The organism is Ralstonia soli, assembly GCF_023955655.1.
In the GTDB taxonomy this organism is placed as follows: domain Bacteria; phylum Pseudomonadota; class Gammaproteobacteria; order Burkholderiales; family Burkholderiaceae; genus Ralstonia; species Ralstonia soli.
This window is the reverse complement of the sequence record NZ_JAMXHT010000008.1, coordinates 114,926-141,622: the sequence shown is the minus strand read 5'-3', so window position 1 is coordinate 141,622 and position 26,697 is coordinate 114,926. Positions and strand designations below refer to the sequence as shown.

The following is a 26,697-nucleotide window of genomic DNA, read 5'->3' as shown; positions in this document are numbered from 1 at the left end:
CGTAGTGGCCTGCGCATCCAGACCATGACGCCGATCGTCGATGTTAGGGGGCGGAACGTGACAGATCGGTGAAGTTGGCTCCCTCCCAACGGAGGGGGGCGAGGCGTTTGAACTGGCGTCGATCGACGTTGACGCACGTCAACGCGGCGCTGACAGGGCGGTTTTAGGATGGACCATCGCCCTCGCCACACCCGCACCATGTTCCCTTTTACCAAGCCGGCCGACGTTCCGTCCGCCGCCAACGACACCGACTTCCGCTGGTCTGCGCCGCAGGTGCGCGCGCTCGCGCAGCGCTTTGACACGCACGGCCCGCGCTATACCTCGTACCCGACGGCAGACCGCTTCCACACCGGGTTCGACAACGCCGATTACCTCGCCGCACTGCACCGCCGCGCCGCCATTGCGCCCGCGCTGCATGCGCCGCTGTCGCTGTACATGCACCTGCCGTTCTGCGCGAACCTCTGCTACTACTGCGGCTGCAACAAGGTCATCACCAAAGACCGCTCCCGCAGCGCCCGCTACGTGCAGACGCTGGCGCGCGAGATGGCCTTGGTGGCCGAGCAGATCGGCCCGCTGCGCCGCGTGACGCAGCTGCACTGGGGCGGCGGCACACCCACCTTCCTCGCGCATGACGAGATGCGTGCGGTGATGGCCGCCACACGCCAGCATTTCGACCTGGCCAGCGATGGCGAGATCTCCGTCGAGCTTGACCCGCGCCACGCTGACGCCGCCACGCTCGCCGTGCTGGCCGAGATCGGCTTCAACCGCGCAAGCCTCGGCATTCAGGACTTTGACCCCGATGTGCAGCGTGCCATCCACCGCACGCAGAGCGTGGAAGAAACGCGCCGCGTGGTCGACACCGCGCGCCGCATGGGCTTCGAATCGATCAGCTTCGACCTGATCTACGGCCTGCCGCATCAGCGCACCGAGACGTTCTATGCCACGCTGGACCGCGTGCTTGAGATGGCGCCGGACCGGCTGTCCGTCTACAGCTACGCGCACCTGCCGCACTTGTTCAAGCCGCAGCGCCGCATCGACATCCTCACGCTGCCGACGGCCGACGAGAAGCTCGACCTGCTGGCGATGACGGTGGAGCGCCTGGTCGCCGAAGGCTACGTGTACATCGGCATGGACCACTTTGCGCGGCCCGACGATGCGCTCGCCATCGCGCAGCGCGAGGGGCGGCTGCAGCGCAACTTCCAGGGCTACTCCACGCACGCCGACTGTGACCTGCTGGCCTTTGGCGTGTCCGCCATCAGCCGCGTGGGCGATGTGTATGCGCAGAACGAAAAGGATCTCGACGCGTATTACGCGCGCATCGATGCGGGGGAACTGGCGGTGCTGCGCGGCATGTCGCTCACGCCGGACGACCATGTGCGCCGCGCGCTGATCGGCGAGCTGATGTGCGGGTTCGAACTGGACATGCGCGCATTCGGCGCCCGCCACGGGTTGGATTTCAAGTCCACCTTCGCCGACGAGCTTGCCGCGCTGGTGCCGCTGGAAGCGGCTGGGCTGTTGAAGGTGGGCGACGAGCGCATCGTCATCACGCCGCAAGGGCGGCTGCTGGTACGACGCATCGCCATGGTGTTTGATGCGCACCTGCGCGCTGCGATGCAGGCCGCGCAGATGGCAGAAGACGCGCGTGAAGCCAACGCTGGCACAGGCATGGCGGCAGTGCCGCTGCCCGTGCCGCGTTACTCCAAGGTGGTCTGACGAACCGGCGTCAGACCGCTGCCGGCTCGATCTGCGAGCTGGTGTCCGCTTGTGCCGTCGACAGTGTCTGCGGCCAGATTTCAGCCAGGCGCAGCAGGTTGGTCGAACCTGCCTGACCGAACGGCATGCCCGCCGTGATGGCGATGTGGTCGCCCGCAGCGGCAAAGCCTTCGCGCGCGGCCGCGCGGCAGGCGGCGTCTACCATCTCGTCCACGCTGCTCACGTCCGGGCTGACGGTGCTGTGCACACCCCAGACGATCGCCAGGCGGCGCGCCGTATCCAGGCGCGGCGTGATGCTGACGATGGGTGCCAGCGGCCGCTCGCGGGCGGCGCGCAGGCTCGTCTTGCCGCTGGACGTGTAGGTGACGGTGGCCACCGCGCCCAGGATGTGCGTCACGTCGCGCAGGGCCGCGCAGATGGCGTCCTGGCGCGTCGGCAGCGGGGCCTGGTGCTGCGCGTCGATCAGGTTGCGGTACAGCGGATCGCGCTCGGTCTCGGCAATGATGCGGTTCATGATGCTGACCGCCGCCACCGGGTGCTTGCCGCTGGCCGATTCGGCCGAGAGCATCACGGCGTCGGTGCCGTCGTACACGGCGGTGGCCACGTCGGACGCTTCGGCGCGCGTCGGCACCGGCGCCTCGATCATCGATTCGAGCATCTGCGTGGCCACGACCACCGGCTTGCCGTGCTGGCGCGCGATGCGCAGGATGCGCTTCTGCACGCCGGGCACGCGCTCGGGCGGCAGCTCCACGCCCAGGTCACCGCGTGCCACCATCAGCGCATCGGAGGCCTGCACGATGTCTTCCAGGTGCAGCAGCGCGGCGGGCTTCTCGATCTTGGAGAGCAGGCCTGCGCGGTCGCCGATGATCTCGCGCGCGGCGATCACGTCTTCGGCGCGCTGCACGAACGACAGCGCAATCCAGTCCACCCCCAGCGACAGCGCGAAGTCCAGATCGCGCAGGTCTTTCTCGGTGAGCGCGGGAATGGGGATCACCGCGTCGGGCACGTTCACGCCCTTGCGGTCCGACAGCGGGCCACCGTCGACCACGCGCGTGACGATGGCCGTCGGGTCGGCGGCTTCCACGGCCAGGCGGATCTTGCCGTCATCCAGCAGCAGCGATTGGCCGGGCGCGGCCGCCGCGTACAGCTCGGGGTGCGGCAGGTGCACGCGGGTGACATCGCCCGGCGTGGGGTCGCGGTCGAGCACGAAGCGCTCGCCGTGCTTGAGCACGACACGGCCTTCGGCAAACGTACCGATGCGCAGCTTCGGGCCTTGCATGTCAGCGAGGATGCCGATGGGGCGGCCGGTCTCGGCTTCCACCGCGCGCACGGTGTCGTAGCGCTTGCGGTGGTCTTCGTGCGAGCCGTGGCTGAAGTTCAGGCGGAAGACGTCTGCGCCCGCGTCGACGAGGGCGCGGATGGTGTCTTTGTCGCTGCTGGCGGGGCCGAGGGTGGCGAGGATTTTGGTGTTGCGGAAGCGGCGCATGATGTGTTGTTCCGGTGTGTTGCTGTTTGGGCCTTGGTGGTCCACTCCCTTTCACCCCCTGCCGGGGGCGACTCACTTTCTTTGTCTTGCCAAAGAAAGTAAGCAAAGAAAGGCGCGCCCGAGATGGCGACCCCCTCCTTGAATTTGTGTAACCGGGCGGAGAAGGAGGCAAACTCGCTGCGCTCAAACAGCCTCCTTCTTGTTTCCGCCCGCTTACACAAATTCAAGGCGCCATCTAGGGCAGGGTACGACCACACCATCTGTGGGCTGCCCCGTGGCGCTGTGTTTCTTGTTCCTATCGACACTCAAAGCGTCGGTGCAAGGACTCCAAGAGTCGATGCTGACTCCCAAAACTCCAGTTCTGGCTCTCAAAGAGCCGGCGTCGACTCTCAAAGCGCTAACACCGGGACTCACAGAGCCAGTGCCGAGTCTCAAAGCATCAGCGTCGGGACTCCAAGAGCCGGCGTTGACTCTCAAAGAGCCAACATCGGGACTCAGGAGAGCCAGCACTGAGGCTCAAAGCATCAGCGTCGGGACTCCAAGAGCCGGCGTTGACTCTCAAAGAGCCAACATCGGGACTCAAGAGAGCCCGCGCTGAGTCTCAAAGCATCAGCGTCGGGACTCCAGGAGCCAGCGTTGACTCCCAAAGAGCCAACATCGGGACTCAGGAGAGCCAGCGCCGAGTCTCAAAGCGTCAGCGTCGGGACTCCGAGAGCCGATGCTGGCTCTCAAAGAGCCGGCGTCGACTCTCAAAGCGCTAACACCGGGACTCACAGAGCCAGTGCCGAGGGCTCCGCGACGGTGTGGCCGTTCCTTGCCCTTGATGGCGCCTTGAATTTCTGTTGCAAGGAGGATCAAGGAAGGGGAACTGTCTGAGCGCAGCGAGTTTTCCCCTTCCCCTCCTTGCGACAGAAATTCAAGGAGGCTTTCGCCATCTCGGGCGCGCCTTTCTTTTGCTTACTTTTCTTTGGCAAGACAAAGAAAAGTGAGTCAGCCCCGGCAGGGGATGAAACAAGGGATGGACCACCAACCTCAATCCATCCCTCATCCAACCTCACCCAGTAATCAAAATCGCCCGAAAGTCATTCACATTCGTCCGAGTCGGCTTGGTAACAATCAAATCGCCGAGCGCATCAAAGAACCCATACCCATCGTTGTTGTCGAGCAGCTGCTTCGGCTTCAGGCCCAGCGCCTCGGCACGAGCAAGACTGTCCGGCGTAAGAATCGCCCCAGCGTTGTCTTCCGAGCCATCGATGCCATCGGTATCGCAAGCAATCGCATGCACGCCCGGCAGGCCGTCCAGCGCCACGCCCAGCGCGAGCAGGAACTCGGCATTGCGGCCACCGCGCCCGTTGCCACGCACGGTGACGGTGGTTTCACCGCCCGACAGAATCACGCACGGCTTGGTGAACGGCTGATTGCGCGCCACGATCTGCCGCACGATGCCGGCATGCACTTCGGCCACATCACGCGCTTCGCCTTCGATGCTGTCCGACAGGATGTGCGCTTCGTAACCGAGTGCGCGTGCCTGTGCGGCAGCCGCTTCCAGCGCATCCTGCGCCGTTGCGATGACATGGCTGCGATGGCCTTCGAAGCGCGCATCGCCGGGCTTGGGCGTTTCGCCCGCGCCGGTTTCCAGATGACGGCGCACCGCTTCCGGCACGTCGATGCCGTATTTGTTGATGACGGCCAGCGCATCCGCGCAGGTGGTCGCATCCGGCAGCGTCGGGCCGCTGGCGATGAGCGTCGGATCATCGCCGGGGATGTCGGAGATCAGCAGCGTCTCCACGCGCGCCGGTGCGCAGGCCAGTGCCAGGCGCCCACCCTTGATCGACGAGAGGTGCTTGCGCACGCAGTTCATCTCGCCGATGCTCGCGCCGCTCTTGAGCAGCGCGCGGTTGACCGTCTGCTTGTCGGCCAGCGTCAGGCCTTCGGCCGGTGCGGCCAGCAGGGCCGAGCCGCCGCCCGAGATCAGGCACAGCACGAGGTCGTCTTCCGTCAGGCCCTTGAGCAGTTCGACCATGCGTTGCGCGGCACGTTGGCCGGCCGCATCGGGCACCGGGTGCGAGGCTTCCACGACTTCAATGCGGCCTTGCGTGCCGGGCGTACGGCCATGCTCATAGCGCGTGACGACCAGGCCCGACAGTTCGCCCGTCCAGTGTTGCTCCACGGCTTCGGCCATCGCCGCAGCACCTTTGCCGGCACCAATGACGATGGTGCGGCCACGCGGGGGTTCCGGCAGAAACGCGGGCAGGCACTGTGCAGCACTGACAGCAGCCACCGCGGTATCAAACAAGCCGTGCAGCAGCGCGCGCGGCGACGGGTTGGGCAGGGCGGCGCGCAAGGCGGCCTGAGCGGAAGAGTCGTTGTGCATGGCAGAAAGCGTGGGGACAGCTCAAACGAAACTGCCGCCACCCGAAGGCGGCGGCAAGGTACGGCTTAGGCGATCTCGTGGTTCGACATGATCTCGATCGCGCGGCACAGTGCCGAGTGATCTTGCTTGCCCATGCCGTTGGCGGCGCAGGTGTTGAACAGCTCTTGCGCGGTCGCGGTGTTCGGCAGGGCCACGCCCAGTGCCTTGGCGCCTTGCAGGGCCAGGTTCAGGTCCTTCTGGTGCAGTTCGATGCGGAAGCCCGGGTCGAACGTACGCTTGACCATGCGCTCGCCGTGCACTTCCAGAATGCGCGAGTTGGCGAAGCCGCCCATCAGCGCCTGACGCACCTTTGCGGGGTCGGCACCGGCCTTCGAGGCAAACAGCAGGGCTTCCGACACGGCCTGGATGTTCAGCGCCACGATGATCTGGTTGGCCACCTTGGTGGTCTGGCCGTCGCCGTTGCCGCCCACCAGCGTGATGTTCTTGCCCATCAGCTGGAACAGCGGCGTGACACGGTCGAATGCAGCTTGGTCACCGCCGACCATGATCGTCAGCGAGGCCGCCTTCGCGCCCACTTCGCCACCCGACACCGGAGCGTCCAGGTATTGGGCACCGGTCTTGTTGATGCGTGCGGCAAAGTCCTTCGTGGCGATCGGCGAGATCGAGCTCATGTCGACCACGATCTTGTTGGCAGCAGCGTCCTTGCCTGCGTCCTTCAGCGCCTTGGCAACGCCCTTCTCGCTGAACAGCACGGCTTCAACGTGCGGGGTGTCCGGCACCATGATGAAGATGATGTCGGCGCGCTTGGCAACTTCCTCGGCGCTTGTGCAGACCGTCACACCGGCTTCCACCAGTGCGGCCGGGGCCGGGTTCACGTCGTGCACGAACAGCGTGTGGCCAGCGGCGCGCAGGTGGCCGGCCATGGGGGCGCCCATGATGCCGAGGCCGATGAAACCGAGGTTGAGTGCGTTTGCCATGGTGAGGGATCTCCTTGGTTTGAATGTTGGTTCGTCGGTTGTTGGATTGGGCCTTGGTGGTCCACTCCCTTTCACCCCCTGCCGGGGGCGACTCACTTTCTTTGTCTTGCCAAAGAAAGTAAGCAAAGAAAGGCGCGCCCGAGATGGCGACACCCTCCTTGAATTTGTGTAACCGGGCGGAGAACGGGAAAACTCGCTTCGCTTAGACAGTTCCCGTTCTTTTTCCGGCCCGCTTACACAAATTCAAGGCGCCATCTAGGGCAAGGGAAAAGCAAACCGTAGGTCTGCATGTCCTGTCGCTCTGTCTGGCTCTTGATTGCTGTTTTGCTGCGTGACCTGCAACTGCTCTTACTACTGCACTAATGAACCGACTGTTTGGCCGTTGGAGCCCTTGATGGCGCCTTGAATTTCTGTTGCAGGGAGGAAAAAGGAAGGGAAACTGTCTGAGCGAAGCGAGTTTTTCCCTTCCCCTCCCTGCGACATAAATTCAAGGAGTCTTTCGCCATCTCGGGCGCGCCTTTCTTTTGCTTACTTTTCTTTGGCAAGACAAAGAAAAGTGAGTCAGCCCCGGCAGGGGATGAAACAAGGGATGCACCACCGGGGCAAAAACCAAACCAGACAAAAAGCTCAAGCCACCTGGTGAGCCTCACGCCAGCCAAGACCTTCAACCGTCCCAGCCTTAGGCTTGTACTCACACCCCACCCAGCCCTTGTACCCAATCTCATCCAGCCAACGGAACAAGAACTGGTAGTTGATCTCGCCAGTCCCCGGCTCATTACGCCCCGGGTTGTCCGCCAGCTGCACATGCTTGATCTTGTCCAGATGGCGCTTCAGCGTGTTCGCCACTTCGCCCTCCATCCGTTGCATGTGATAGATGTCGTACTGCACGTACAGGTTGGACGCATCCACGTCGTTGATGAGGTCCAGCGCCTGCTGCGTGCGGTTCAGGTAGAAGCCAGGAATGTCGAACGTATTGATCGGCTCGACCAGCAGATCAATCTTCTCGGCCTTCAGTGCCTTCGCTGCAAACTTCAGGTTCTCCACCAGCGTCTTGCGTGCAACGTCTTCGCTCACGCCTTCGGGGCGAATGCCCACCAGGCAGTTGAGTTGCTTGACGCCGAGCACCTTGGCGTACTTGATCGCTTCACCCACGCCTTCCTGAAACTCGCCCACGCGATCGGGCAGCACGGCGATGCCGCGCTCGCCACCGTCCCAGTTGCCGGCCGGCAGGTTGTGCAGGACCAGGTCGAGCTGGAAGCGGTTCAGGCGATCAGCAATCTGGTCTGCATGGAACGCGTAGGGGAACAGGAACTCCACACCGCGGAAGCCCGCGCGAGCGGCGGCTTCGAAGCGGTCGAGGAACGCCTGCTCGTTGAAGAGCATGGTCAGGTTGGCTGCCAGCTTTGTCATGTTTTCTCCTTATCGGATCGGTGAGGGACAGACGCGCCGTCTTTATGCGGTGGCGCCTTCGGCTTCCGTGACGGTGTCTTCCAGGTCGAGCACCTCTTCAAACTCGACCACGTTGTCGATCTCCGTGCCCATCGCGATGTTGGTCACGCGCTCGAGAATCACTTCCACCATCACCGGCACCGAGAACTCGGCCATCAGCTTGCGGGCCTGTGCGAATGCGGGTTCGATGTCTTCCGGCTTGAACACGCGGATCGCCTTGCAACCCAGGCCTTCCACGACCTTCACGTGGTCCACGCCGTAGCCGTTCACTTCCGGCGAGTTGACGTTGTCGAAGGCGAGCTGGACGCAGTAGTCCATGTCGAAGTTGCGCTGCGCCTGGCGGATCAGGCCCAGGTACGAGTTGTTCACCACCACGTGGATGTACGGCACCTTGAACTGCGCGGCCACCGCCATTTCTTCGATCATGAACTGGAAGTCGTAGTCACCCGAGATGGCGACGACGTCGCTGTTGGGCGAAGCCACCTTCACGCCGATCGCGGCAGGAATCGTCCAGCCCAGCGGGCCTGCCTGGCCGCAGTTGATCCAGTGGCGCGGCTGGTTGACCGACAGGAACTGCGCAGCGGCGATCTGCGACAGACCGATCGTGCTCACGTAACGCACGTCGCGCGGGAAGTACTGGTTCATCTCGCGGTACACGCGCTGCGGCTTGATGGGCACGTTGTCGAAGTCCGAGCGACGCAGCATCGTGCGCTTGCGCTTCTGCACGTCAGCGTTCCAGCTCTTGCGGCACGGCAGCTTGCCGGCGGCCTTCAGCTCGCGGGCGACTTCAATGAACTTCTCCAATGCAGCCTTGGCGTCCGACACGATGCCCAGGTCGGGGCCGAACACGCGGCCAATCTGGGTCGGTTCGATGTCGACGTGCACGAACTTGCGGCCCTTCGTGTACACCTCGACGCTGCCGGTGTGGCGGTTGGCCCAGCGGTTGCCGATACCGAACACGAAGTCCGAAGCGAGCAGCGTGGCGTTGCCGTAGCGGTGCGACGTTTGCAGGCCGACCATGCCGGCGTTGAGCGGGTGGTCATCAGCCAGCACGCCCCAGCCCATCAGGGTCGGAACCACGGGCACGTTCACCAGCTCGGCAAACTCGACCATCAGCTTGGCCGCATCGGCGTTGATCACGCCGCCGCCGCACACCAGCAGCGGGCGCTCGGCTTCGCACAGCATCTCGATGGCGCGCTCGGCCTGGGCACGCGTGGCCGCGGGCTTGTAGACCGGCAGCGGGCTGTAGGTGTCGGGGTCGAACTCGATCTCGGCGACTTGCACGTCGAACGGCAGGTCGATCAGCACCGGGCCCGGACGGCCCGAACGCATCAGGTGGAATGCCTGCTGGAACACGCGCGGCACCAGGGCCGGTTCGCGAACGGTGACGGCCCACTTGGTGACCGGCTTGGCGATCGACTCGATGTCGACAGCCTGGAAGTCTTCCTTGTACAGACGGGCGCGCGGCGCCTGGCCGGTGATGCAGAGGATGGGAATCGAATCTGCCCAGGCCGAGTACAGGCCGGTGATCATGTCCGTGCCCGCCGGGCCCGAGGTGCCGATACACACGCCGATGTTGCCCGGTTCGGCACGGGTGTAGCCCTCGGCCATGTGCGAGGCGCCCTCAACGTGGCGGGCCAGCACGTGGCTGATGTTGCCGGCCTTACGCAGGGCCGAGTACAACGGGTTGATGGCGGCACCAGGCACGCCGAAGGCGGTGGTGATGCCTTCTTTTTCCATCACCGCAACTGCGGCATCAATCGCTCTCATCTTCGGCATGGTGTGTCTCCAGGAAAGGGGAAGGGTGGGATTGCTTTGAGGTGATCCTATTCCCGCATGCCGATATGGATAAACGCTGATTTCGTCAGTTGATTGCTAACTCCACGTATCGAAATATTTTGCGTGCTGCAGCAATACCCAGGCAGCGAAGATGCTGCAAATGCCCGTGGTAAAGCCATTGCTGGGTGATTTGGTGCGTCGCAAAAACTCGCATCGGTGCGTGGTTATCGATCACATCGCCAATCCCGATTTTTTCCATTCGTCACAGGTGATATGCGCGAGAAAGTGGCAATCCAGGTACGGAATGCTCACTAAAATGGTCAGACATTGCGAACTGGAATGATGGAATGGACAAGCTCAAGCAGATCGAAGCGTTCATCGCCGTGGTGGAGCACGGCAGCATGGCCGCCGCCGCGCTCACGCAGGACGTGACGCCCGTCATGATCGGCCGGCGCATCAACGCGCTGGAAGCCCGCCTGGGTGTGAAGCTGCTGCACCGGTCCACGCGCCGCATTGCCGTGACCGAGCAGGGCGCGGTGTTCATGGAGCAGTGCAAGAAGGCACTGGGCGAACTGGACCGCGCCGAGCTGCTGGTGGCCGAAGGCCGCCACAAGGCGACGGGCCACCTGATCGTGTCCGCACCGGCCGCGTTCGGTCGCAAGCATGTTGCGCCGCACGCGCCGGACTTCCTGCGCGCCAACCCCGATGTGCGCTGCTCGTTCAACCTGACCGACCGCGTGGTCGACCTGGTGCGCGAGGGCTACGACGTGGGCATCCGCATCGGTGGGGCGATCGACCCGAACTTCGTGGCGATCCGCCTGGCGTCGAACAAGCGCGTCGTGTGCGGCACGCCCGCGTACTTTGCCAAGCACGGCGTGCCGCGCACGCTGGATGACCTCGAGCGTCACAACTGCCTCGCCTTCAACCTGCAGGGCGGCCAGCAGCGCGGCTGGTACTTTCAGCAGAACGGCAAGGCCGTCACCGTGAAAGTGAGCGGCAACCTCGACTGCAACGACGGCGAACTGCTGCACCGCTGGATGGGCGAGGGCCTGGGCCTCGGCTGGCGTTCCACCTGGGAAATCCAGCCCGAGTTGGAATCGGGTGCGCTGATGACGGTGCTGGACGACTACGCGCTGCCCGACTACGACATCCTCGCCGTGTACCCGCAGCAGCGGCCGGTGCCGGCGAAGATCCGGTTCTTTATCGAGCACCTGAAGACGGTGTTTGCACAGCCGGGGTACTGGTCGCGCGCGGGGTGAGCGGTACCGAACGGATGAGGGTGCCTCGGCGCGCCATCCGGCGCATAGTGGGGACGTGCTCACGACCGGAGACGGAAGATGCTACGCACAACTGCAGTGGTCGGTGCCCTCATGTTCAGCACCTCCGTGCTGGCGTGCACAACGACCGGGTTTGAGCATCCACTGGTGTTCCCGCCCGGCGAGTCAGCGCTGCCCACCACCGAAATCCTGAAGCTGGCGGACTGGGACTCGCAACTCAAGGAAGATTTCCGCAGCGGCGGCAAGTATCGGGTGAGCTTGCGGGAAGCGCCCGAGCCCGCCACCGACTCGGAACTGGCGGTTCTACGCCTCAGAAGCATCCAGGCCGTCCTGGCCGCTGTTGGGATCGATGGCGACAAGGTGGAGTTGTCCGAAGCCGATACGCGTCTGCGCGCGGTGCAACGCGAGGGTGCCATTCCCAAAATGCCGACCGCTGTCTACGTGGTCTTCCAGCCGGACTGTCCTGACCCGTGTTGCCCTGGCCCCGCGCTCGCCGCGCCGCCTGCTCCCGCACATTAAGCGCTAGGTGATCGACACACGCCCCTGTGTCAGATCCCGCAATGCAACCCGCGCCTGCGCCTCGTCCGTCACAGGCAGTCGCACAGTCAGCGTGACGCCCGCGTCGTAGGCGGCATCGACAAGCGCATACCCGCCGTCGTCAATCCAGCGTCGGATGCGCGCCTCGTCCGCGTAGTCGGTGGCGAGGGTGAGCGTGGTGCTGGCGATGCGCTCCACGCGCTCGGCCTGCATGAGGGCGGTGGCGATGGCATCGGTATAGGCGCGCACGAGGCCACCCGCGCCGAGCTTCACGCCGCCGAAGTAGCGCACCACGGCGCCCAGCGTGCCATCCAGGTCGTGATGGCGCAGCACTTCCAGAATCGGACGGCCAGCCGTGCCGGAGGGTTCGCCGTCATCGGACATGCCGGATTGCCCGCCCGCCAGCAGCGCCCAGCAGACGTGCGTGGCCGTCGGGTGCTCCGCGCGCAAGCGGGCGATGACCTCCATGGCCGCGGCCCGGTCTTCAACCGGCACGGCCCATCCGATGAAGCGGCTTTTCTTGATGTCCAGCTCGGCTGAGACAGGCGCGCGCAGCGTGTACGTCGGCACGACGCGTATCAGGCGAGGAGCGCGGCAACGAGATCCGTTGCGCGGCCACCCGGCGATTCGAACTTGAGCGAAGACTCGGTGTGCGCCATGTGTTCTTCCATCAGGGCGATGGCGCCTTCCACGTCGCCGCGCTTGGCGGCCTCCAGGAAGGCGGTGTGCTCGTCGGACGAGCGCACGGCGTCATAGGTGGACTGGTACATCATCGTGATGACCGAGCTGCGCGCGGAAAGCTCACGCAGCATTTCCTTGAGCACGCTGTTGCCGACCACATCGGCCATCAACAGGTGGAAGTCCGCCATCATGCGGTTGCGGCGCGGCACGTCGGCGAGGCTGCCGCTTGCCGCCGCCCGGTGTTCTTCGGCCAGGTGCTTTTCCAGTCGCTTGTAATCGGCGGGGGTGGCTTTCGCGATGAACTCGCGCACCAGCGCCACCTCCAGCACGCGGCGCACGGCAAACACCTCGCGCGCCTCGGTCTCGTCGGGCTTGGCCACGAACGCGCCGCGGTCCGGCTCCATGCGGATCAGCTTGTCTTTGGCCAGCATCAGCAGCGCCGCCCGAATCTTGGTGCGGCTCACGCCGTAGACCTTCGCCAGCGCCTCTTCACGCAGCTTGGTGCCCGGGGGCAGCCGATGCGCGACGATCGCCTGGGCGATGTCGTCGGCGATGCCTTCGGAGGAGATGTCGGCGGCGGTGGTTTCAGTCATGGTGCCGATTTTACCGCCGTCCGACAGGAGGGCCGCTTCAGGCATGCGGCAGCGTGTGTGCAGCCGGTGCTGCCACGCCTTGACCGTGCGCAATCGCCTCGCCTTCCTCGGTGATGTCGATCTTGCCGTCGAGCACCGCATTGGCGCGCACGCGGTCGATGTCCTTCTCCCACGCGGCAATCACCACCGTGGCCACGCAGTTGCCGATCAGGTTGCCCAGCGCACGGGCAATCCCGATGAACCAGTCGACGGAGAGCACCAGCACCAGGCCCACCGCCGGAATGGCCGGGATGACCGACAGCGTGGCCGCCAGGATCACGATGGCCGAACCCGGAATGCCGTGCGCGCCCTTGGAGGTGATCAGCGCCACACCCAGGATCAGCAGCAGGTCTTGGAAAGCCAGCGGCGTGTTGGTCGCCTGCGCGATGAATACGGCGGCCAGCGTCAGGTAGATCGAGAACGCATCGAGGTTGAACGAGTAGCCGGTCGGAATGACAAGGCCCACCACCGAGCGCTTGATGCCCATCTTCTCGAGCTTGTTCATGATGGACGGCAGCACCGCATCGGACGATGCCGTGCCCAGCACCACCAGCAGCTCGGCGCGCAGGAAGCGGATCAGTTTGAAGATGTTGAAGCCAGCCAGCTTCAGGATGCCGCCCAGCACCACCACCACGAAGATCACCACCGCTGCGTAGAACAGCAGCACCAGGAAGCCGAGCTGCTTGAGCGAGCCCGCGCCGTACTTGCCCACGGTGAAGGCCACCGCACCCAGCACGCCCAGCGGTGCCAGGCGGATGATCACCGCCATCATGCGGAACAGCACGTGCGAGAGCTGGTCGATCAGGCTGACGAGCGGCTTGGTGCGCTCACCCAGCAGCGACAGCGAGCAGCCGAACAGGATCGACACCAGCAGCACCTGCAGGATGTCGCCCTTCACAAAGCCGCTGACGAACGTATCGGGAATCAGCTTGAGGAAGAACGCCGCCACGCCGGTCGATTCCACCTGCTTGGCGGTGTTCATGTACGACGCCATGGCAGCCGGGTCGAGCGATTTCGGATCCACGTTCATGCCGTGGCCCGGCCCGACCAGATACGCCAGCCCAATACCCAGCGCCAGCGCAATCGTCGTGACCACCTCGAAGTAGAGGACGGCCTTGCCGCCCACGCGCCCGACCTTCTTCAGCTCGCCCGCGCCGCAGATCCCCACCACCACCACCGAAAACACGATCGGCGCGATCAGCATCTTGATGAGCTTGAGGAAACCGTCGCCGAGCGGCTGCAGCTTCTGTGCAAATTCCGGCACCCAGATGCCCAGCGCGATGCCGATTGCCAGAGCAATCAAAACCTGCCCGAACAACGGGCGCGTAAAGCGTTGCATGGTGAATCCTCCTTTGGATTTCAGGTGTCTCAAGCCCTGCGGGATCGTCTGTTGCGATTGTCGTCACGGCTTTGTTTTGCGCATCGTGCCGCAACAAATTGTTGTCGCGGATTGTCGAGCGATGACGGCATCATAGGCGATCCAATTTTTGTATGCAATTTTTGAATTCACATGCTAGCATCGGTTCATGCAGTCCCGCGAAGCCTTGTGCTTCCAGCATCCACGCTGCACTTCCGGCGTTCCCATCGCCACAGTTTCGAATGTTCTTACTCGGCGTTTTTGTTCGATGGGCCTGCCGTATAACATCCAGAGACAAACACCAAGGAGTTTTCCCATGGCGCTGCCTACGCTCGATCCGAACGCCCCAGAATTCACCCGCCGCTACCCGAACCTGGCCGATCCGCGCCTGGGCGCCGTAGCCACGTTCGCGACCGACGAATTCTTCGCACCGAAAGACCGCATGCTTAATCCCGAGCCGGCCGTCTTCATCCCCGGCAAGTACGACGACCACGGCAAGTGGATGGACGGCTGGGAGACGCGCCGTCGCCGCAACGGCGGCTATGACCACTGCATCGTCCGCCTGGCACGCCCGGGCGTCGTGAAGGGCGTCGATATCGACACCAGCCATTTCACCGGCAACTTCCCGCCGGCCGCGTCCATTGAAGCCGCCTACCTGCCGGACGGCGAGCCGACCGATGCCACGCAGTGGACCGAAATCGTTCCGTCGACCACGCTGCAAGGCAACAGCCACGCCTACGTGGCCGTGACCAACACCGGCGCCTTCACGCACCTGCGCGTGAACATCTTCCCGGATGGCGGCATCGCGCGCTTGCGCGTCTACGGCCAGCCGCAAGTCGACTGGAAGGGCGCTGACCGCACCAAGCTGTTCGACCTGGCCGCCATGGAAAACGGCGCCTACGTGGTCGAAGCCAACAACGAACACTTCGGGCCGGCCTCGCGCATGCTGATGCCGGGCCGCGGCGTGAACATGGGCGACGGCTGGGAAACGCGCCGCCGCCGCGAACCGGGCAACGACTGGTGCGTGATCGCGCTGGCGCAGCCGGGCCGCATCCGCAAGATCGAAGTCGACACCGCGCACTTCAAGGGCAACTTTGCCGACCGCGTTTCCATCCAGGCTGCGCGCGTGGTGGGGGGCACCGACAGCTCGCTGAAGACGCAGGCGATGTTCTGGCAGACGCTGCTGCCCGAGCAGAAGCTGCAGATGGATCTGCAGCACTACTACGAGGCGGAAATCGCCGACTTGGGGCTCGTTACGCACGTGCGCTTCAACATGTTCCCGGACGGCGGTGTGTCGCGTCTGCGCCTGTGGGGGGTGCTGGAATGAGCCAAGACACTGTGACGCGCGTTGCGCTGACCATCGAGCCGCTCACGCGCGAAGCCTTCGCGCCGTTCGGCGACGTAATCGAACTGGAAGGCGCCAAGCAGTTCCCCATCAACCAGGGCACGACCATCCGCTTTCATGACCTCGCCAACGTGGATGTAGGCGAGGGCGGCCGGGCGCTGATCAACCTGTTCCGTGGCCAGCCGCGGTCGCTGCCGTTCGAGATCAAGATGCTGGAGCGCCACCCGCGTGGCAGCCAGGCCTTCATCCCGCAGAACGACAAGCCGTACCTGGTGGTCGTGGCACCGGCGGGCGATCTCGATCCGTCCAAGCTGCGCGCGTTCGTCTCGCGCGGCTGGCAGGGCGTGAACTATGCGCGCGGCGTGTGGCATCACCCGCTGCTGGCCTTGGGCGAGGTGAGCGACTTCCTCGTCATCGACCGCGGCGGCGAAGGCCATAACTGCGACGAGCAGGATCTGCCTGAATCGGTGTGGTTGACCGAAGAGGCGATGCAAGCCGCCAAGTAAGCGTCCCCTTCATCGGCGACCACCCTGGGCCCCCGCACAACGGGGGCTCAGTCACATTCAACACCCATCCCCCGACAACAGGGAGACATCGACATGACTCAGGCTCAACTCGCCAACCCCGGCATCGGCGCGGACATCCGCGCGTTTGTCGAGGCCGCGCACCCGCAGCAGATCGAATTTCTGCGCGAGCTGGTGAAGGTGCCGTCGGACAACCCGTCCGGCGACTGTGCACCGCATGCGGCGCGCGCCAAGGCGCTGCTGGAGGCGCTGGGCTTGACGGTCGAGGCGCATCCCGTGCCCGAGGCGCAAGTGCGCGCCGTCGGCATGGTCAGCGTCACCAACCTGATCGTGCGGCACACGTTCGGCAGCGGCGGCCCCACTGTGGCCATGAACGCGCACGGCGACGTTGTTCCGCCCGGCCTGGGCTGGACGCACGACCCGTACGGCGGCGAGATTGTCGAGACCGAACACGGCCCCACCATGTTCGGCCGTGGCGTGGCCGTGTCCAAATCGGATTTCGTCACCTACACGTGGGCGCTACTCGCGCTGATCGACGCTGAAAAGCGCGGCGCCAAGCTCAACGGCACCATCGAACTGCATTTCACGTACGACGAAGAAACCGGCGGTGACATCGGCCCGAAGTGGCTGCTGGATCAGGGCCTGACCAAGCCGGACTACGCCATCTCGGCCGGCTTTGCATACGGCATCACCTCGGCGCACAACGGCTGCCTGCACGTGCAGGTGACGGTGCGCGGCAAGCAGGCGCACGCTGCCATGCCGCACACGGGCATCGATGCGATTGAAGCGGCCACGCACATCCTGCAGGCCGTGTATGCATATCGCGCAGAACTGGCAACGCGCAAATCCGCCGTGCCCGGCATCGACCACGCGACGCTCAATGTCGGTCTCATCCAAGGCGGCATCAACACCAACGTCGTGCCGGATCTGGTGACGTTCCGTATCGACCGCCGCATGATTCCCGAAGAGGCCGGGCGCGATGCCGAAGGCGAACTGCGTGCCGTGATCGAGCGTGCTGCGGCTGAGCGGCCCGGGATCGAGGTGTCGGTAGAGCGCATCATCCTGGCGCAGCCGTTGGCCGAACTGCCGGGGGTGGAGACCCTGATCGGTGCGTTGAAGCGCAACGTGCAGGCAGTATTCGGCGGTGAGGTTCCGGTGCATGGCGTGCCGCTGTACACCGATGCGCGCCACTACACGGCGCACGGTGTGCCGACCGTGCTATACGGCGCCGGCCCACGCACGTTGATGGAAGCGCGTGGGCACAACACGGATGAGAACCTGCGATTGAATGATCTGCGCGGCGCGACGGTGGTAGTTGGCTGCGCTGTGGCGGAGTTGTTGGGCGGTTGATTGGTTGCGGTTTGAGGTTTTGCGTGGGGCCGGCTTTTGTCGGCCCTTCGTGTTTTGTGGGGGGGGCACCAAAAGAAGCCCCCTTTAGCCAGACGCGAAATCTGCAACAGCATCCACCCATTAAGATGGCACCCATCCACAACAAGCCAACCATCTCGACATGCAGATCTACCACAACCCCCGGTGCTCCAAATCCCGCACCGCGCTTGAACAAGCCCAGGCTTTTGCAGCAAAACAGGGCGAACCGCTGGAAGTCATCGAATACCTGAACACACCGCCCACGCTGGCCGAGCTCAAGACGCTGGCCGCGCAACTCGACACCCCCGTCCGCTCGCTTGTGCGCGAAAACGAAGACGAATACGCACAGCTGAACCTGGCCGGCGCTTCGGACGACGCGCTGTTGAAGGCCATCGCTGCACATCCCAGGCTCCTGCAGCGCCCCGTGCTCGTTCGTAACGACCGCGCCACCATCGGCCGCACGCCCGAAGCGCTCGACGCGTTCCTGAAGTAAATCGCAATGGGCGCGGCCACAAAGTTGAACGGCCTGCCGATTTCCATCGGACAGGCCGTTCAGGGGTGGCCGTATCGCCTTGCGCGAGGGCCGGGGCTGCGTCCGTCAAGACGCGCAGGGGCTCCGGATCATTCCAGGCCCATCCATCGGGCCATTTCTGACCCGAAACCAACTGCCAGCAGGGCTGCAAGCACCACTGCCAGCGCCGTCACGGTAGACACCATGGCGACTTTCATGACTTCCGCGTCGTCGTGCCCATTGCTGTGCGTGTGATGTGGATGCTGCGCACGCATGCTCAACGGCATCGCCTTCGCGGAGGGTTTGCGATGCCAATGCAAGCGCTCCGTCATCGCTCGCAAGTGTTGCGTGTCAAACGCGTCACGGGAAAATCGCATCGCAGAACCTCCCCGTCGTTAGCTGATAAGCCGACGCCGGCACGCACCGGCGTCGGGGGTACGTGCGGCCCGAAAACGATACGACAAGCAAATGGCGTATGCGAGTGGCTTTGCTTGCCGGCGCCGGGTGGCGCAGTCGTCTGGTCGCCTCGCACGAACCCAGCGTAGACGCGGGTTTGCGGCGCCGCAAGTTGCGTTGCGGCATGGTGTGCGCGTCACGCGGGCGAGAGGCAAACGGCGTGCGGCTCTTCGCGAAATGCGTGATGCCTTCGACGCCCCAACCGCGCGTTCAATCCTGAGCAGATTGGTCGGGCACTTGTGTGGCGGCGCGCTCTGCCTCGCGCTTGCGCAACTCGGCGAGCATGTTGCAGAAGAGCGCGCCTTGCTCCTTCGCGTCATCCAGCGCGACATGCGTGTGCGGCAGCGGGTCATGCCAGTGCTCGGGAAAGAGCGCCTTGACGTTGCGCCGGTACGGCAGCCCCGTCAGCGCAAAGGCCAGCGTCTTGATGTCGAGTGCAGCCCACCCAAACGGCGAGCGCCCGGCAAAACGCATCATGTACCAGAACATGTACGTGAAATCGAAGCCCGCCGGAAACGCCACGAACACCGGCTTGCCGGGCAGGCTTTCCACCCATTCCACGTAGCGCGGCAGAGCCACTTCGGGCGCTTCAAGATTCTGCCGGCACGCGGCCCAGGCTTCAGGCTGCGTTTTCCACCACTGCATCTGGATCGGATGGCCTTCCGCGCCGGGCAGCGTTTCGAGATTGGCTTCGAAGGTGCTGATAAGCGTCTTGTCGGCCAGATACGCCGCGCTGGCAAAGCTCAGCATCGAATGCGGCCCGGGGATGGGGCCATCGGCTTCGATGTCGGTGCTGACGTAGATCTCGGGCCGCGTGTCCGGCGCCTGGTTGCCGCGCTTGCGGCGGGGCTTGTCTGCCGGCGCAGCAGGCGCGGTGTCGGCGAAGGTGTCGTCGCTCATGCCGCGCCTTCGTTGGCAAACAGGCGATCGGCGACGTAGGGGTTGCTCGCGCGCTCATCGCCGAAGGTGGAGACCGGCCCGTGGCCCGGCACGAAGGTGACGTCGTCGCCGAGCGGCCAGAGCTTGGTGCGGATCGAGCGGATCAGGTCCGCATGGTTGCCGCGCGGGAAATCCGTGCGGCCGATCGAGCCCGCGAACAGCACATCCCCGACGATCGCAACGCGATCTTCCGGGCTGAAGAACACCACGTGGCCCGGCGTGTGACCGGGGCAGTGGAAGACCTGCAGCGTGCGGCCGGCGGCTTCCACGGTGTCGCCGTCGTCCAGCCAGCGATCGGGCACGAAGGCCTTGGCGGGCGGAAAACCGAAGCGCTGGCTCTGCATCGGGAGCTGGTCGATCCAGAACGCCTCGTCCTTCTGCGGGCCTTCGATCGGCACACCGAGTTGCGTGCGCAGCGCGTCAGCGGCCGCGCAGTGGTCGACGTGGCCGTGCGTGAGCAGGATCTTTTCGATGCGCGCGCCGTGCTGCTCGGCGGCGGCCAGGATGCGTTCGATATCGCCGCCGGGATCGGTGACGGCGGCAGCACCATCGTCGCCAATCAGCAGCGTGCAGTTCTGTTCAAACGGCGTAACGGGGACGACAACGACTTTCATGTGATCTTATGTGCGCATTTGCGCGAGGCAGGGATAACCCGATTGTATCGGGCCGAGCCCGCGCCAGCACTGGGCTGGCGGGGAACGCTGTTACATCGGAAAGAAAATATTACAAAATTGATGCGAGATGACTGCATGATGTGATCGTTTTAATAGGAAATGTAAATAGTCGATCCGAGCATGCGTGTTAGACTCGCGCCCATGCTCAAGCTTCCCCACCCGATCTCCAGCCTTCAGGCCGGCCGCACGCTGCGTGCCTGGCTGATGCATGGCACCGCGTTGCTGGTGCTGGCAGGCTGTGCCGCTGTCCCGGGCGAACCGCCCGCCGGCGTGCAGACCGGTGTGCAGGCCAGCAAGCCAGCGCCTGCCCTCAAGCTCGCCGACCCGCGCGACAACCCCGATGCCTGGGGCACGCTGTCGTTTCGCGGCAGCCCGGATTCGAGCAGCCTCAAGCTCGACGAGAACACCGACACGTCGCCCGGCCTGCGCGCCGACCTTGGCACGTTCGAACAGCGCGGCCTGGCCTCGTGGTATGGCCGCGGCTTCCACGGCCGCCGCACTGCCAGCGGCGAGCGCTTCAACATGAACGCCTTCACGGTGGCGCACCCGTCGCTGCCGCTGCAAAGCTGGGTGCTGGTGCGCAACCTCTCCAACGACCGCGTGGTCGTGGCCAAGGTGACGGATCGCGGTCCGTACTACGGCAAGCGCATCCTCGACATGTCGTATGCCGCGGCCAAGCGGCTGGACTTCGTCCGTCGCGGTTCGACGCAGGTGGAGATCCGCCGCCTGTCGCGCGCCGAAGTCGAAGCGCTGCGCCCTGAACTCACGCAGACGGACCTCGCCAGCAACGATGGCGATGCCGATGTGGGCGCCGACGACCCGGCACCGCTGAAGAAGCGCGTGAAGCATCGCGCCAAGAAGGCGCGTCACCGTTAATCCTTCCCATCGTTCTTCAGTGCCAGTGCGCTCTGATACAGCGCGTCCACCGGCGCACCCGTGATCGCCCCGGCCAGCTTGGCCGCGCGCTTGGTGGGCAGCTCGGCCAGCAGCAGACGCAAGACCTGATCCGCCGCCATTGCAGCCGGCGCCGCATCCTGCGGGCCCGCGCCTTCGACCACCAACACGAATTCACCCTTGCCATGCGAGGCATCGGCGGCAAGCCATGCCGGCGCCTCGGCGGCTGGTATCACCACGATCTGTTCGAACAGTTTGGTCAGCTCGCGGCCGATGAGGATGCGCCGCGCGGGCAGGTGTTCCGCCAGCGCCGCGAGCGTCGCGTCAATGCGATGCGGCGCCTCGTACAGCACCCACGCCGGCCCGTGCGCTGCCCATTGGCGGATGGCCGCGTCACGCTGCCCCGCCTTGGGCGGCAGGAAGCCGACGAATGTGAATTGCCCAGCCGACGTATCGAGCAGCTCGCCGGCGGCAGAGAGCGCCGTCACCACCGCGCTCGCACCGGGCAGTGGGATCACGCGATGCCCGGCCGCACGCACCGCTTCGACAATCCGTGCACCTGGATCCGACACGCCGGGCGTACCGGCATCGGACACATAGGCGATGCGCTCGCCCTGCGCCAGACGCGCGACGATGCGCGCAGCGGCCTCGCGCTCGTTGTGCTCGTGCGCCGCCAGCATCGGCCGTGACAGGCCCAGCCGATTGAGCAATTGCCCGGTATTGCGCGTGTCCTCGCAGGCCACCGCGTCGACGAGGCCGAGCACGTATCGAGCCCGCAGCGACACGTCGGCGGCGTTCCCGATGGGGGTGGCCACCACATATAATGCGCCGGCGGGATAGTGCTGGTCTTGCGCCAGCAGGGTCCAGTCAGGATCACTCACGAGAACTTCTCTCCGTCACTTGGTTCAAACCGCCAATGCACGCGCCGCAGCCCGTCCCTTCACAGCCCATCACAGCCGCAACCGGTGAAGCCGGTGAGGACCGCGCGCTGCGCTACTTGCAGGCGCGCGGGTTATCGGTGGTGGCCCGCAATTATCGCTGCAAGGGCGGCGAGATCGATCTGGTGATGCGCGATGCGGCCGGCGCACTGGTGTTTGTCGAGGTGCGGGCCCGCGTGGCGCGTTCCACGCAGCGCTTCGGCGGTGCGGCCGCGAGCGTGACACCAGCCAAGCAGCGCCGCCTGATTGCCGCGGCCGAAGATTTTCTCGCGCGGCAGGTTGAGGACGTTCCCGCCTGCCGTTTCGACGTCATCGCCATCGACGGCAGCCGCATCGAATGGATGCGCGATGCCTTCGGTGTTGAAGCATGAGCTTCGCTCTTCTCCCTTCCGGACTTCCTTCAAGGACAGCATGAAACTCTCGTCCCCTACGTCTGCCCGTATCAAGCGCACCGTTGTGCTGGCCGCGCTGGCCGGCATCACCGCCACGCAGCTGACCGCGTGCTTCCCGCTGTTTGCCGGCGCAGTGGCGGGCGGTGTGGCCTTGGCCACCGACCGTCGCCCGACCGCAACCCAGACCATCGACCGTGGCCTGCAACTGGAGGCCGAGAACACGCTCATCACGCGCTACAACGGCCGTGCCCACGTCAACGTCACGGTCTACAACCGCAAGGTGCTGCTGACCGGCGAGGCCGGCACCGAGCAGACCAAGCAGGAGATCGGCCAGTACGCGCAGAAGCTCGAAAACGCACGCGAGGTCGTCAACGAGCTGGTCGTGACCGGCGAATCCAGCACGATGAGCTCGCGCGCCAACGACACCTTCATCACCACCAAGGTGAAGAGCGTGCTGGCCGGCACGGAAGGCGTGCCCTGGAACTCCATCAAGGTGACCACCGAAGCCCAGACCGTCTTCCTGATGGGCGTGGTGACCGAGGCCGAAGGCAACCGTGCCACCGAGGCCGTGCGCACCGTGAGCGGCGTCAACAAGGTCGTGAAGGTGTTCGACTACGTGAGCGAAGACGAGCGCAAGCGCCTGGACACGAACGCCACGTCGACCAACCCGTCGACCACGCCAGGCGCCTCGCAGGGCACGCCGGCGCCGGTGCAAGGTACGCCGACGGCCACGCAGGCACCGGCGCCCGTCACCTCGGCCTCGCCGGGTGTCACGGTGTCGCCGACCAATTCGCCGGCGCTGCCGCCAGGTAAGCAACTGCCCTGAGTCGTCGGCAACATCGCCCCGCAAGGAACGCAGCCACCGTGCTGCGTTTTTTGTTGGCTGCGCGCATCACGGGGCACATGGCGGGCCGTGCGTGTTAGCGTATGACGCTCCCGCGACTTCGCAGCCCCCCAATGCCCGTCGTCCACCGCCTTGCCGCCGCAGCCTGGCTTGCGGCACTGTCCACGGCCCAAGCGGCTCAAGCAGCCCAAGCGGCTCAAGCAGCCCAAGCGGCCCAAGCGGCCGATCGTCCGCCCTCCAATCTGCAGGCGCGCACCTGGGCCGCCACGTGCGCGAGCTGCCATCACACGGATACCGCGCCCGGCGCCCGGCTGCCCGCGCAGACGCTGCCGCCGCTGGCCGGCCGCTCCCAGGCGGAGTTGATCGACGCGCTGCAGGCGTTCCGCAACGGCACGCGCCCAGCCACGGTGATGGGCCAGATCGCGCGCGGTTACGACGACGCGCAGATCGCCGCCATTGCCGGCTGGCTGTCGCGCCAATCGCAGGAGGGGCGTCATGAGCAGTAAGGATCGACGCGCGGTGCTGCGCGCGCTGGGGGCGACGGCGCTCGCGGGGCCGCTGGCGGCATGTGCGTCGCTGTCGGGCACACGCAATGCGCGGGTGGTGGTCGTGGGCGGCGGCTACGGTGGCGCCACGGCGGCCAAGCACGTGCGCGTGTTCTCCGGCGGCCGTGTCGACGTGACGCTGGTGGAGCCGAATGCCGCGTTCGTGTCGTGCCCGCTGTCGAACCTCGTGCTGTCGGGCGACCGCGATCTCGCCTCGATCACCGTGCCGTACGACGCATTGGTCGAGCGCCACGGCGTGCGCTGGGTGCGTGACCGCGCCTCGGCCATCGATCTCGGGGCCAGGCAGGTGCGCCTGGCCGGCGGCGGCACGCTCGACTACGACCGGCTGATCCTCTCGCCCGGGATCGACTTCATGCCGGGCGCGATTCCCGGTCTCGCCAACCCGGCCACGGCGGCGCAGGCGCCGCACGCGTGGAAGGCCGGCATGCAGACGCTCGCGTTGCGCCATCGGCTGGAAGCCATGCCCAACGGCGGCACGGTGGCGATCAGCATTCCGCTGGCGCCGTACCGCTGCCCGCCCGCGCCGTACGAGCGCGCCTGCCTGATCGCCCACTGGCTGCAGCGCGCCAAGCCGGCCTCGCGCGTGCTCATCCTCGATGCCAACGACGATGTCACCTCCAAGGGCGCATTGTTCAAGCGCGTGTGGGCCGAGCGTTATCCACAGCACATCGAATATCGCCCGCAATACAACGCTGTCGATATCGACCCGACCGGCCGCGTGCTCAAGTTCGACGTGCAGGACGACGTGCAGGCCGATGTGGTCAACCTGATTCCGCCGCAACGGGCGGGGGCGATTGCCGTGTCGGCGGGGCTGGCGACAGCCAACGGGCGCTGGTGCGAAGTGGATTTCCTCTCGTTCGAGTCGAAGGTGGCACCGGGCGTGCATGTGATCGGCGATGCCATCCAGACCGCGCCGCTGATGCCCAAGTCGGGCCACATGGCCAACCAGCACGGCAAGGTGGCCGCCGCCGCGGTGGTGGCCATGCTGGCCGGCCATGCGCCCGATGCGTCGCCGCTGTATGCCAACACCTGCTACAGCTTCGCTACGCCCGACGAGGCAATGCACATAGCGACCGTCCACCGCTACGACCCGGGCCAGCACACCATGGTGACGGTGCCCGGCGCCGGTGGGCTCTCGGATGCGCCTTCCGCCGCCGAGGGCAAGCTCGCGCAAGGCTGGAGCCGGGCCATCTGGTCGGACATGCTCGGCTAGGCACGCCGTCCTTGGACGGCACGAACAATGCGCAAGATTGTGCAAGCCGTACCCGCTGCCTGGGCCTACAGTGCGTCATCGGGCCGCGCGGGCGGCCGTTTGATCATGTGCTCATCATGTCTCCCAAGGATCTGCTGCTGGCCCTGACCGTTGTGCTGGTGTGGGGCGTCAACTTCGTCGTCATCAAGGTCGGCCTGCACGGTGTGCCGCCCATGCTGCTGGGTGCGCTGCGCTTTGCGCTGGTGGCCTTCCCGGCGGTGCTGTTCGTGCCGCGCCCGAAGATTCCGCTCAAGTGGTTGCTGGCTTACGGCGCCACGATCAGCTTCGGGCAGTTCGCGTTCCTGTTCTCGGCCATGTATGTGGGCATGCCGGCGGGGCTGGCCTCGCTGGTGCTGCAGTCGCAGGCGTTCTTTACGCTGACGATCGCGGCGGTGGTGCTGCGCGAGCCGATCCGCTGGTTTCACCTGGCGGGCATGGCGGTGGCCGGCTGCGGGTTGGCGATCATCGGCATGGCCGGCAATGCCGCCGCCACAGGCATGACCACCGCGGGCTTTCTGCTCACGCTGTGCGCGGCACTCTCGTGGGCCAGCGGCAACATCGTCACCAAACGCGTGGGGCCGGTGAATGTGGTGAGCCTGGTGGTGTGGGGCGCGGTGATCCCACCCGTGCCGTTCCTGCTGCTGTCGCTCTGGATGGAAGGCCCGGAGCAGATCGCGCATAGCCTGGCCAATATCAGCGCGTCGAGCATCGGGGCGATCGTGTACCTGTCGTTTGGCGCCACCATCTTCGGCTACAGCTTGTGGAGCAAGTTGCTGGCGCGCTATGCGGCCAGCCGGGTGGCGCCGCTGTCGCTGCTGGTACCGGTGGTGGGGCTGGTGTCGGCCGCCGTGTTGTTGGGCGAACGGCTGGCGCCCGCGCAGTGGCTGGGCGGCGCCGTGGTGATGGCCGGCTTGCTGCTGAACGTATTCGGTGGCCGGCTGGCTGCGCGGCGCGCGATGGCCTGAGTCAACGTGCCAGCGTTGGACCTCAAAGGTCCAGCGATGGCCCTCTAAGGTCCACCGTCGAACCTAAAACCCCCGGCGTTGAACCTAAAACACGCAACGTCGACCCTCGCAGGTTCTCGCATGCCCCAAATAGGGGCATCACTGCTGAAAAAAGCATCAACGCCGGAGCGAAAAGACTCGACGATGAGGCTCTCGGGCCTCAACGCTGCTGCTTTTTTCAGCAATGATGCTGCTTTTTTAGGCAGCGACGACTGTCCAAGCCTCGACGTTGATGCTTTTTGCCTCAACGCCGGGGCTTTTTGCGCCGCGCGTGGCTGTCCGAGCCGCGCAGGCGAGCCTCGGCGAAGCGCTTGGGGCACAATATCGGCGCAAGCGGCCCGCAACGACACGCGGGCCGCCCCATTTTCCGGAGACCACATGAAGTTCGCCCCCACGCTCGCCGCTTCGGCGGTGCTGGCCGGCCTGGCGCTGTCCGCCTTGCCCGCACAGGCCGCCGTTGATGCCGCCCGCGCGCAATCCCTCGCCAACCAGAACGCCTGCATGGGCTGCCACGCCGTGGATCGCAAGCTCGTCGGCCCGGCCTACAAGGACGTTGCCGCCAAGTACAAGGGCGATGCGGGCGCCGAGGCCAGGCTCATCAAGAAAGTGCGCGAAGGCGGCATGGGCAACTGGGGCCAGATCCCGATGCCGGCCAACCCGAAGGTCAGCGACGCCGATCTGAAGACCGTGATCGAGTGGGTGCTCGCGGGCGCCCCGGCCAAGTGAGG

Annotated in this window: 26 protein-coding genes; 14 read left to right on the top strand and 12 right to left on the bottom strand. The window is 65.3% G+C overall.

Features of this window, described 5'->3' with window-relative positions; translation table 11 throughout:
* Positions 1-198: 198 nt before the first annotated feature.
* Entirely contained in the window at positions 199-1,713 is a 1,515-nt protein-coding gene (gene hemN, locus NG900_RS21515; protein ID WP_252683892.1) for an oxygen-independent coproporphyrinogen III oxidase, read from the top strand.
* Positions 1,714-1,723: 10 nt separating this feature from the next.
* On the opposite strand, the gene pyk is transcribed toward hemN, so the two are convergent.
* The 5 genes from pyk to gcl all read right to left on the bottom strand — a co-directional run bounded on the left by pyk (position 1,724) and on the right by gcl (position 9,778).
* A complete protein-coding gene (pyk, locus tag NG900_RS21510) occupies positions 1,724-3,199 on the bottom strand; it encodes a pyruvate kinase (protein WP_252683522.1) in 1,476 nt (491 codons plus the stop codon).
* 1,054 nt (positions 3,200-4,253) lie between these two features.
* A complete protein-coding gene (locus NG900_RS21505; RefSeq protein ID WP_252683520.1) occupies positions 4,254-5,573 on the bottom strand; it encodes a glycerate kinase type-2 family protein in 1,320 nt (439 codons plus the stop codon).
* Positions 5,574-5,638: 65 nt separating this feature from the next.
* A complete protein-coding gene (gene glxR / locus NG900_RS21500) occupies positions 5,639-6,550 on the bottom strand; it encodes a 2-hydroxy-3-oxopropionate reductase (RefSeq protein WP_252683518.1) in 912 nt (303 codons plus the stop codon).
* A 627-nt stretch (positions 6,551-7,177) separates the two neighbouring features.
* Positions 7,178-7,960, bottom strand: coding sequence for a hydroxypyruvate isomerase (gene hyi / locus NG900_RS21495; RefSeq protein WP_252683516.1), 783 nt, complete (start codon positions 7,958-7,960; stop codon positions 7,178-7,180).
* 42 nt (positions 7,961-8,002) lie between these two features.
* Positions 8,003-9,778 (bottom strand): glyoxylate carboligase, encoded by a 1,776-nt coding sequence (gene gcl, locus NG900_RS21490; protein WP_252683513.1) that lies wholly within the window; start codon positions 9,776-9,778, stop codon positions 8,003-8,005.
* 347 nt (positions 9,779-10,125) lie between these two features.
* Here gcl and NG900_RS21485 point away from each other — a divergent pair, with 347 nt between their 5' ends.
* Together NG900_RS21485 and NG900_RS21480 are read left to right on the top strand one after the other, a co-directional pair.
* Positions 10,126-11,037 carry a LysR family transcriptional regulator gene (locus tag NG900_RS21485; protein WP_252683511.1) on the top strand — a complete coding sequence of 304 codons (912 nt, stop codon included), beginning with the start codon at positions 10,126-10,128 and terminating at the stop codon, positions 11,035-11,037.
* Positions 11,038-11,115: 78 nt separating this feature from the next.
* Positions 11,116-11,574, top strand: a complete 459-nt coding sequence (locus NG900_RS21480) for a hypothetical protein (protein WP_252683509.1) — start codon at positions 11,116-11,118, stop codon at positions 11,572-11,574.
* 3 nt (positions 11,575-11,577) lie between these two features.
* Here the strand turns inward: NG900_RS21480 and NG900_RS21475 are convergent, their stop codons facing one another.
* Genes NG900_RS21475 through NG900_RS21465 form a run of 3 tightly spaced genes read right to left on the bottom strand, consistent with a single transcriptional unit; the run spans position 11,578 to position 14,244 of the window.
* A complete protein-coding gene (locus tag NG900_RS21475; RefSeq protein WP_252683507.1) occupies positions 11,578-12,162 on the bottom strand; it encodes an IMPACT family protein in 585 nt (194 codons plus the stop codon).
* An 8-nt stretch (positions 12,163-12,170) separates the two neighbouring features.
* Positions 12,171-12,866, bottom strand: a complete 696-nt coding sequence (locus NG900_RS21470) for a GntR family transcriptional regulator (RefSeq protein WP_252683505.1) — start codon at positions 12,864-12,866, stop codon at positions 12,171-12,173.
* Positions 12,867-12,903: 37 nt separating this feature from the next.
* A complete protein-coding gene (locus tag NG900_RS21465) occupies positions 12,904-14,244 on the bottom strand; it encodes a C4-dicarboxylate transporter DctA (RefSeq protein ID WP_252683503.1) in 1,341 nt (446 codons plus the stop codon).
* A 334-nt stretch (positions 14,245-14,578) separates the two neighbouring features.
* Here NG900_RS21465 and alc point away from each other — a divergent pair, with 334 nt between their 5' ends.
* From alc to arsC, 4 genes are all read left to right on the top strand, one after another.
* Entirely contained in the window at positions 14,579-15,589 is a 1,011-nt protein-coding gene (alc, locus tag NG900_RS21460) for an allantoicase (RefSeq protein ID WP_252683501.1), read from the top strand.
* Complete coding sequence (locus NG900_RS21455; RefSeq protein WP_252683499.1) at positions 15,586-16,113, top strand: ureidoglycolate lyase; 528 nt, start codon at positions 15,586-15,588, stop codon at positions 16,111-16,113. Before alc ends, NG900_RS21455 begins: the two co-directional genes overlap by 4 nt.
* 93 nt (positions 16,114-16,206) lie before the next feature.
* On the top strand, positions 16,207-17,481 hold the full coding sequence (locus tag NG900_RS21450) for a M20/M25/M40 family metallo-hydrolase (RefSeq protein ID WP_252683497.1): 1,275 nt from the start codon (positions 16,207-16,209) through the stop codon (positions 17,479-17,481).
* A 160-nt stretch (positions 17,482-17,641) separates the two neighbouring features.
* Positions 17,642-17,992, top strand: a complete 351-nt coding sequence (gene arsC, locus NG900_RS21445) for an arsenate reductase (glutaredoxin) (RefSeq protein ID WP_252683495.1) — start codon at positions 17,642-17,644, stop codon at positions 17,990-17,992.
* Positions 17,993-18,120: 128 nt separating this feature from the next.
* On the opposite strand, the gene NG900_RS21440 is transcribed toward arsC, so the two are convergent.
* The 3 genes from NG900_RS21440 to NG900_RS21430 form a co-directional block, all read right to left on the bottom strand.
* Entirely contained in the window at positions 18,121-18,387 is a 267-nt protein-coding gene (locus NG900_RS21440) for a hypothetical protein (RefSeq protein ID WP_315862387.1), read from the bottom strand.
* Between the two features lie 289 nt (positions 18,388-18,676).
* Positions 18,677-19,366: a PolC-type DNA polymerase III domain-containing protein gene (locus tag NG900_RS21435; RefSeq protein ID WP_252683491.1), complete on the bottom strand. Its 690-nt coding sequence runs from the start codon at positions 19,364-19,366 to the stop codon at positions 18,677-18,679.
* Complete coding sequence (locus NG900_RS21430) at positions 19,363-20,019, bottom strand: MBL fold metallo-hydrolase (protein ID WP_252683489.1); 657 nt, start codon at positions 20,017-20,019, stop codon at positions 19,363-19,365. The genes NG900_RS21435 and NG900_RS21430 overlap by 4 nt, the downstream gene beginning before the upstream one ends.
* Positions 20,020-20,220: 201 nt before the next feature.
* On the opposite strand from NG900_RS21430, the gene NG900_RS21425 reads away from it, so the two are divergent.
* Entirely contained in the window at positions 20,221-20,955 is a 735-nt protein-coding gene (locus NG900_RS21425) for a septal ring lytic transglycosylase RlpA family protein (RefSeq protein WP_252683890.1), read from the top strand.
* Here the strand turns inward: NG900_RS21425 and rsmI are convergent.
* On the bottom strand, positions 20,952-21,854 hold the full coding sequence (gene rsmI / locus NG900_RS21420) for a 16S rRNA (cytidine(1402)-2'-O)-methyltransferase (RefSeq protein WP_252683487.1): 903 nt from the start codon (positions 21,852-21,854) through the stop codon (positions 20,952-20,954). The two genes, NG900_RS21425 and rsmI, sit on opposite strands and share 4 nt — an antisense overlap.
* Positions 21,855-21,889: 35 nt before the next feature.
* Here rsmI and NG900_RS21415 point away from each other — a divergent pair, with 35 nt between their 5' ends.
* The 6 genes from NG900_RS21415 (at position 21,890) to NG900_RS21390 (ending at position 26,695) form a co-directional block, all read left to right on the top strand.
* Positions 21,890-22,282, top strand: coding sequence for a YraN family protein (locus tag NG900_RS21415; protein ID WP_252683485.1), 393 nt, complete (start codon positions 21,890-21,892; stop codon positions 22,280-22,282).
* A 40-nt stretch (positions 22,283-22,322) separates the two neighbouring features.
* On the top strand, positions 22,323-23,129 hold the full coding sequence (locus NG900_RS21410) for a BON domain-containing protein (RefSeq protein WP_252683483.1): 807 nt from the start codon (positions 22,323-22,325) through the stop codon (positions 23,127-23,129).
* A gap of 131 nt (positions 23,130-23,260) precedes the next feature.
* The gene (locus NG900_RS21405) at positions 23,261-23,653 is read left to right on the top strand and encodes a c-type cytochrome (RefSeq protein WP_252683481.1); all 393 of its coding nucleotides are present in this window, start codon (positions 23,261-23,263) and stop codon (positions 23,651-23,653) included.
* A complete protein-coding gene (locus NG900_RS21400) occupies positions 23,643-24,926 on the top strand; it encodes an NAD(P)/FAD-dependent oxidoreductase (RefSeq protein WP_252683479.1) in 1,284 nt (427 codons plus the stop codon). Before NG900_RS21405 ends, NG900_RS21400 begins: the two co-directional genes overlap by 11 nt.
* A 116-nt stretch (positions 24,927-25,042) precedes the next feature.
* Positions 25,043-25,930 (top strand): EamA family transporter, encoded by an 888-nt coding sequence (locus NG900_RS21395; RefSeq protein WP_252683477.1) that lies wholly within the window; start codon positions 25,043-25,045, stop codon positions 25,928-25,930.
* Between the two features lie 417 nt (positions 25,931-26,347).
* Positions 26,348-26,695, top strand: coding sequence for a c-type cytochrome (locus NG900_RS21390; RefSeq protein ID WP_252683475.1), 348 nt, complete (start codon positions 26,348-26,350; stop codon positions 26,693-26,695).
* The last annotated feature ends 2 nt before the right edge of the window (positions 26,696-26,697 follow it).